Source organism: Sulfuricaulis sp. (genome assembly GCF_049587675.1).
Taxonomy (GTDB): domain Bacteria; phylum Pseudomonadota; class Gammaproteobacteria; order Acidiferrobacterales; family Sulfurifustaceae; genus Sulfuricaulis.
In genome coordinates this window covers 1-7,406 of record NZ_JBAVEJ010000103.1, presented here as the reverse complement: position 1 = coordinate 7,406, position 7,406 = coordinate 1, and the positions used below count along the sequence as shown (strand labels likewise).

Below are 7,406 nucleotides of genomic sequence, written 5' to 3'. Positions count from 1 at the left end.
CCAGTCCGCGGTCGAAGTGCGAACGGCGAACCCTGAAAATCAATGCCTTCCGTTCGTGCTTCGACAGGCTCAGCACGAACGGAAAGGCTTTTCGGGATTTTTTCAACTGTCTGTTAGTCGTCTTTCTTGCGGAAATCTTTGTGGCAGCCCTTGCAGCCTTCGCCCATTTCCTTGTAGCTCGCGACGATGGCTTGCTGATTTCCGCCCTGGACCGCCTTGGCAAACGCCGCGACTCTGGCCTTGGCATCCTTGGCGGTCTTCTCGAATTCCGCGCGTTTCGACCACACGTCGTCTTTGGCTTTGGTATCGCCGAAATCGGAATCCTTCGGGAACAGCGCCGGGATGTCGCTGGTCAACGCCTGCAGGGCGCGGGCATGATCGGCGAGCTGGTTCTTGTAATCCACTTTGCCTTGAATGATTGCCCCGGCCGCGCCGGTGTGCCCGCCGATGGCTTTCATCATGTTCTGGCGATATTTGATGATGTCTTCCGGTTCCGCGGCGTGCAGCGCCAGCGGGACCAGCATCACCAGTACGGAACCCATGGCCGACAGACGGCGTATTTTGACTCGCTTCATTACGTTACATCCTCCTTATTTGTTGAATTACTCATGACGGCTTGAATCACCGGAAAATTCCGCTCGGGTTGTATACGTACCGGTTGAAACAAGAACCCAGTAAAGAGCAACCGTTTTTCCGACAAGCCACAGTAACAGGAATACGGCTATTTCTTAGAATAATCCCTATCTCCGAAGATCGCCGTCCCCACCCGCAGCATCGTCGCGCCTTCCTTGATCGCCTCCACGTAGTCCCCGCTCATGCCCATGGACAGTTCGGTGAAGCCAGGCAGGGCGTAGCGCGTGCGGCACGCGTCGCGCAGTTCGCGCAGCCTGGCAAAACATCCGCGGATCTCCTTTTCCGGGACGACGTGCGGGCCGATGGTCATGAGGCCGCGCAGGGAAAGGGCGGAGAGGTTTTCCTTCAGGAATTGTTCAACGAAATCAGCCAGCACGTCAGGTGCGATGCCGTGTTTTTTGGGATCGCGCGTGATGTTGACCTCGATCAGTATATTAATGTTTGCTGATAGTTCCTGCGCGCGTCGGGAAAGTTTACGCGCGAGATCAAGATTGTCGAGCGAATGCAGCCAGGAAAAATTTCCCGGAATGAATTTCGCCTTGTTGGTTTGCAGGTGACCGATGAAATGCCAGGTTATGGACGGATTTGCAAGATGTGAAATTTTTGCCAACGCTTCTTGTGTTGTACTTTCACCGAAATCCTTATGACCGGCTTCGATAGCGGCGGCAACTGCTTCATGCGAATGGGTTTTTGTAACCGCGATCAGGCGAATCTCGTCCGGATTTCTTTTCGCGACGCTCGCGACCTTGGCGATGGATTGCTTCACGCGAAATAAATTGCTTGCGATCGTGTCAACACTCTGGTTCATATCTTGCATGTTACCGCGAATTAAAAAATATATTCACTTGTCAACGTTGCGTGTGAAAAAAATTTGGTGATAATGATCGCCCGCAGTGAATCGACGGCAGCGCGAGGCGATTGACAAATGACACGGAACGGTCTCAAGAATGCTGGCGCCCATTTGCCCTCCGCGGTGTTGAATCGGGCGGGTGCGCACATGGACAAGCTCTCGAGCCTGCTGTCGCACTGGAAGGCTAGCGTCGGCGAGCCACTGGTTTCGCACAGTTTCCCCGTCAGTTACGACCACGGCCGCCTGAGTCTGCGCGCCGATACCTCGGCCTGGGCCAGCCGTTTGCGCCATAGTCAGGCGGCTATCATGGACCAGTTGCGCGCTGATCCCTATTTCCGGGATTTGCAGGATCTGTACGTGCGGGTGCTGCCCGAACGCGCGCGCAGCCCGCTGGAAAAGAAACGCGAGGTGCTCCTGCCGAGCCGTATCCCCGATACTGCCGCCCACCTTATTAAGAGCGTGGCGGACGACATTGTTGATCCGGCGCTGCGCAAGTCGCTCATCCGGCTGGCCGGCGCACGCGACAAGCACCCGCAGCCGAAAAGATAGAATATACTTTTTGCATGCGCCTGTTCCGACACGTCGGAGAGTGGTTGCTGTTTGCCCTGGTGGCAGGCTGCGCCGCCACTCCGGTTACGACTCCGCCATCGCCCCCACCGGCCAAGCAATCTGCCTCGGGTTCCGCTCCCGCACCGGTCGCGACGCAGACCGCGCCAGACGAATCCGGCGCCACCACAACATCGAAAGCTGAGACGTTGGAAGTTCGCATCGCCGCGGTTGGCGATATCATGCTAGGCGGCACGGCAGAGCCGGAGATGCAGAAGTATGGTTATGACTATCCCTTCGAGCAGACGCAATCCTTTTTCAAGCAGGCGCAAATCGTCTTCGGCAATCTGGAAGGACCGCTGACCGCGGGCGGAGCGAACGAGACACCCAAAAAATATGTTTTCCGCTCACCGCCGGACAAGGTTGCCCCGGCACTGGCCCGGGCGGGCTTCAATATCGTGTCGCTGGCCAACAACCACAGTCTCGATTACGGCCCGCAGGGTCTGGAAGACACGCGCGCCGCCCTGGAAAAGGCGGGGATTCACCCGGTCGGGGCCGGGCGGAACCTGGCTGACGCGCGTACACCGGTATATATGGTGAAGGGCGGGGCCACAGTGGCATTTCTGGCCTATTCCCTGACGTTTCCCGAGGAGTTCTGGGCCGGGCCGGACAAGCCCGGGACCGCCTTCGGTCACGAGCAGGACGTACGGGCGGACGTGGCGGCGGCGCGCCAGAAGGCCGATATCGTGGTGGTTTCGTTCCATTGGGGCCAGGAGGGCAAGACCGAGCTGCGCGACTACCAGGTGCAGTTGGCGCACGCGGCCATCGATGCCGGGGCGAACGCCGTGCTGGGACACCATCCGCACATCCTGCAGGCCGTGGAACGCTACCACGACGGCGTTATCCTCTATAGCCTCGGCAACTTTGCCTTTGGTTCCTACAGCAATACCGCCACTCGCAGCGCCATGGCGCTGCTCACGTTCCGCGACCGGCAATGGAGCGAACTGCGCCTCCTGCCGATCAACGTGAGGAACGCCGAGGTCGTGTTCCAGCCACGGCCGCTCTCGGGGCGCGATGCCGCGGAAGTGGTGGAGAAGATGCAGCAATTGTCGCAAGCGCGCCAGACGGCGCTCGAAAATCGCGACGGCGTTGCGGTGCTGACGGCGGGTAATAATTAGGACACAATCGGGTAATCGTCGTACCGCGCGCGGAAACGGAAACAAAAGGGACTTGTGCGAAATCTTGCATCTGTGTTTAATGCCGGGACATGATACGCCCGCTTGAGTTGTTCATAGGCCTGCGTTACACGCGCTCGCGCAAACACAGTCACTTCATTTCCATCATCTCGCTTATCTCGATCCTCGGCATCACGCTCGGCATCACCGCGCTCATTACCACCCTGTCGGTCATGAACGGCTTCGGCAAGGAGCTGCGCGGCCGCATCCTTGGCGTGATCTCGCACGTCACGATCACCGAAACCAGCGGCGCGCTGCACGATTGGCGCGCCGTGGCCGACAGCATCAAGAATCCGAACGTGAAAGGGCGCGCGCCGTACATCGCCGGCCAGGGCATGGTGTCGCACAGCCAGGGCGTGAGCGGGGTAATGGTGCGCGGCATCCTGCCCACCGAAGAGAATCAGGTGTCGGAATTCGGCAGCCGCATGATCGAGGGCAGTCTCGAGGCGCTCAAGCCCGGAGAATTCGGCATCGTGATCGGCAGCGCGCTCGCATGGAAGCTCGATCTGACGGTCGGATCGCAGGTGTCGCTGATCATTCCGCAGGCGCTAGCCACGCCCGCCGGCATCATGCCACGCTTCAAGCGTTTCACCGTGGTCGGCATCTTCAAGATGGATATGTACGAATACGACAGCGGCCTGGTGCTGATGCACCTCGATGACGCCGCGAAGCTCTATCAGATGGGCGACCAGGTGACCGGACTGCGCCTGAAGCTCAGCGATCTCGATGCCGCGCCACGCGTCGCCGAGACACTGGCGGCGGGTCTGGGCCCGAACTACATGGCGCGCGACTGGACGCGCGAGCACGGCAATTTCTTCCGCGCGCTCAAAATCGAAAAGACGGTAATGTTCGTCATACTGTTGTTGATCGTGACGGTGGCCATGTTCAACGTGGTGTCGACACTGGTCGTTGTGGTTACCGAGAAACGCGCTGACATCGCCATCCTGCGCACGCTGGGCGCGAGCCCGAAAACCATCATGGGTATTTTCCTGGCGCACGGTTCGGTGGTCGGCGTGCTGGGCACGCTGGTGGGAACGCTCTGCGGGATTCTGCTTGCGCTCAACGTCGAAACCATCGTGCTCGGCATTGAGAAGCTGTTCAGTACTTCCTTCATCGCGGCGGATGTGTATTTGATCAGCGAACTGCCGTCGGATCTGCATTGGTCCGATGTCTTTCTGGTGTCAGGATGTTCGCTGCTGCTGGGTCTGCTTTCCGCGCTTTATCCGGCCTGGCGCGCCTCCAAGGTGCAGCCGGCCGAGGCCTTGCGCTACGAATGAGCAAGCGAACCGAAAAATCCGGCAAGACCGCCAAGACCGACAAAGCCGCCAAGGCGGAGAAGGTCGAGGCCGTTGAAATGGCGGAAAAGCCTGACATGCCCGTGCTGCCAGAGACGACCGAGAAAGAGGAGAAGGTCGAGAAGAAGTACATCCTGCGCGCCACCGGCCTGCAGAAGGTCTTCGCCGAAGGTGCGTTCAACGTGCACGTGCTGAAGGGCGTTTACCTGCGCGTCGAGCCGGGCGAACGCGTGGCCATCATCGGCGCCTCAGGTTCGGGTAAAAGCACGCTGCTGCATTTGCTCGGGGGGCTGGACCGGCCCACGGCGGGGCAGGTGGAGATCGACGGGCAGGACATCACGAAGCTGAACGAATCCGATATTAGCGCGATGCGCAACGGCAAGCTGGGCTTCGTTTACCAATTCCATCATTTGCTGAACGAGTTCACGGCGCTGGAGAACGTGGCCATGCCGCTGCTCATACGCCGCATGTGGCCGGATGCGGCGCTGGCACAGGCTCAGGACATGCTCCGGCGCGTCGGGCTCGAGGACCGCCTGCATCACCGGCCGAGCGAACTTTCGGGCGGCGAACGTCAGCGCGCGGCCGTGGCGCGCGCCATGGTGACACAACCGCTGTGTGTGCTGGCGGATGAACCGACTGGCAATCTCGACCGCGAGAATGCCCAGAACGTTTATGAAATGATGCTGGAGCTTAACCGCGAATTGCAGACGAGCTTCATCATCGTGACCCACGATCCCGCACTGGCTGCCAGCATGGACCGCGTGTTGAAGCTGGAGGACGGCGTTCTTAAACAAATGTGAGGAGTGTTGTGTTGTTGTTGCTCCTTCCACCTCGCTTCTCGCGCCTCACGTTTTACTCCTCATCCGGCGCAGCCGTCGCCGTTCCCACTCGCGGATCACGTGCCAGCGCCACAAGGCGAGCATGCCGAAATAACCGGCGGCGGCGCAAATGGCGCCCACCAGCAACGAGCCGAGCACAAACGGCTTCCAAACGCGGATGAATTCCGTGGTAATCCACTCCCACGAGACTTGAAACTCGACCGCCTGCACCGGTGTGTCGAGCACCCACGCGCCGAGGCGGTAACAGAAGTAGGAAATCGGCGTCATGGTGACGGGATTGGTGATCCATACCAGCGCCACCGCGATCGGCAAATTGACACGCCAAAATATCGCCAGCGCCGCCGCCGGTATCATCTGAAACGGCATGGGCACGAACGCCATGAACAGCCCTATAGCGAAGGCCCCCGCGACCGAGCGCCGGTTCAGGTGCCAGAGATTCGGGTCGTGCAGCAGCGTGCCGAACAGGCGCAGGTGTTTGTGATCGCGTATCTTGTGCGCGTCCGGCAGGTAACGCCTGATCCAATTTTTCGCCATGGGTGGTTAGTGTATAGTCTTACGAAATAATAATGTCAGCCAAGGAGCCTGGCCATCCGCTTCGCCGCGCTTGCCTTTCTCGGGGGCGTCCTGCTGGTGCAGCAGCTGCCCGTGTTGCCTTCCCTGTGGTGGGGGTTGATGCTCCCGCCGCTCCTGTGGTTGTCCCTGCGTCGTCCCGCGTGGATATTTCCGTTGTTTTTTGTCGCCGGTGTCGTGTGGGTGAGTTTCCGCGCCGATGCGATCCTGCAGGACAATCTCCCGCGTGAACTCGAAGGCGAAGACCTCATTGTCGAGGGACGCATTGCCGATATTCCGCAGAAAGCGGAGTTCGGACAGCGCTTCGAACTGGAAGTCGCGCGCGCCGAACGCGACGGCGAGCCGGTGCATGTCCCGCGACACATCCTGCTCAACAGCCAAGATTTTTCCTTTAGTCCGCGCGCGGGCGAAACCTGGCGTTTGCGCGTGCGTCTCAACCGCCCGCACGGCTATCAGAATCCCGGTGGATTCGATTATGAAGCGCATTTGTTTCGCAACCGCATCCGCGCCAAGGGGTATGTGCGCGAGGACATCGTCCCGCAGCGAATGACCGAAAGCTCTGCGTGGCATGACATCGACCGGCTGCGGCAGGACCTGGGTGACCGCATCCGCGCGCAACTGCCGGATAGTCCCTACGCCGGCATCGTCGTGGCTCTGGCCAACGGCGACAGCCGCGGTGTGAGCCACGAGCAGTGGCAAGTCCTGCGCCAGACCGGCACGGTGCATCTGATCGCCATTTCCGGTCTGCATATCAGCCTGGTTGCCGGCATTGTTTTTTTCCTGACGCGCGGGCTGTGGGCGTTGCCCGGCGTCACCGTGCTGCGCCTGCCGGCGCCCATGTTTGGTGCTATCTGTGCATTGCTCGCCGGAGTTGCCTATGCGGCACTCGCCGGTTTTGTGATTCCCACGCAGCGCGCGCTCATCATGTTGGCGATTGCCATGTCCGGTATTTTGTTGCGCCGGCGTTTTCCGCCGTCACAGCTGCTCGCCGCGGCCGGGCTGGCGGTGCTGTTGTACGATCCGCTTTCGGTCATGGCGGCGGGTTTCTGGCTGTCATTCGCGGCGGTGGCGGTGATCGTATTCGCGATTCACGCCGAACGGACTCAACGATCGATTCTATATAAGTGGGGATATATCCAGTGGGCGATCGCGCTCGGGATGCTGCCGCTGATGCTGGCGATGTTCCAGCAGGTGTCGCTGATCGCGCCGCTCGCCAACATGCTCGCCGTGCCGGTGTTCGACCTGATGGCGGTTCCGCTGACGCTCAGCGGCGTGCTGCTGCTGAACCTGTTTCCGGGCTGGTTCGCGGGTTATTTTTTCAAACTCGCTGCCGGGCTGCTGCATGGACTGTGGCAGGCGTTGTCGTGGCTCGCGGACTGTTCCTTCAGCCAGTGGACGCAGCCCGCGCCGTCCTGGTGGGCCTTGCTGTGCGGTGTCG

The 7,406-nt window shown here is 60.2% G+C and carries 8 protein-coding genes; 5 read left to right on the top strand and 3 right to left on the bottom strand.

What is annotated here, in order from left to right; genetic code table 11:
* Nucleotides 1-113: 113 nt before the first annotated feature.
* The gene (locus WB402_RS05410) at nt 114-575 is read right to left on the bottom strand and encodes a c-type cytochrome (RefSeq protein WP_424205891.1); all 462 of its coding nucleotides are present in this window, start codon (nt 573-575) and stop codon (nt 114-116) included.
* A gap of 146 nt (nt 576-721) precedes the next feature.
* Nucleotides 722-1,441 carry a YggS family pyridoxal phosphate-dependent enzyme gene (locus WB402_RS05405; RefSeq protein ID WP_424205890.1) on the bottom strand — a complete coding sequence of 240 codons (720 nt, stop codon included), beginning with the start codon at nt 1,439-1,441 and terminating at the stop codon, nt 722-724.
* A gap of 117 nt (nt 1,442-1,558) precedes the next feature.
* On the opposite strand from WB402_RS05405, the gene WB402_RS05400 reads away from it, so the two are divergent.
* The 4 genes from WB402_RS05400 to lolD all read left to right on the top strand — a co-directional run bounded on the left by WB402_RS05400 (nt 1,559) and on the right by lolD (nt 5,359).
* Nucleotides 1,559-2,032 (top strand): DciA family protein, encoded by a 474-nt coding sequence (locus WB402_RS05400; protein WP_424205888.1) that lies wholly within the window; start codon nt 1,559-1,561, stop codon nt 2,030-2,032.
* Between the two features lie 14 nt (nt 2,033-2,046).
* Nucleotides 2,047-3,207, top strand: coding sequence for a CapA family protein (locus WB402_RS05395; protein WP_424205887.1), 1,161 nt, complete (start codon nt 2,047-2,049; stop codon nt 3,205-3,207).
* Nucleotides 3,208-3,296: 89 nt separating this feature from the next.
* On the top strand, nt 3,297-4,541 hold the full coding sequence (locus WB402_RS05390) for a lipoprotein-releasing ABC transporter permease subunit (RefSeq protein WP_424205886.1): 1,245 nt from the start codon (nt 3,297-3,299) through the stop codon (nt 4,539-4,541).
* 95 nt (nt 4,542-4,636) lie between these two features.
* Nucleotides 4,637-5,359, top strand: coding sequence for a lipoprotein-releasing ABC transporter ATP-binding protein LolD (gene lolD, locus WB402_RS05385; protein ID WP_424205892.1), 723 nt, complete (start codon nt 4,637-4,639; stop codon nt 5,357-5,359).
* A gap of 45 nt (nt 5,360-5,404) precedes the next feature.
* Here lolD and WB402_RS05380 read toward each other — a convergent pair whose 3' ends face one another.
* Nucleotides 5,405-5,932 carry a DUF2062 domain-containing protein gene (locus tag WB402_RS05380; RefSeq protein ID WP_424205885.1) on the bottom strand — a complete coding sequence of 176 codons (528 nt, stop codon included), beginning with the start codon at nt 5,930-5,932 and terminating at the stop codon, nt 5,405-5,407.
* 96 nt (nt 5,933-6,028) lie between these two features.
* Here WB402_RS05380 and WB402_RS05375 point away from each other — a divergent pair.
* Nucleotides 6,029-7,406, top strand: a 1,378-nt coding sequence (locus WB402_RS05375) for a DNA internalization-related competence protein ComEC/Rec2 (RefSeq protein ID WP_424205884.1), incomplete at its 3' end; no start/stop codon positions are given.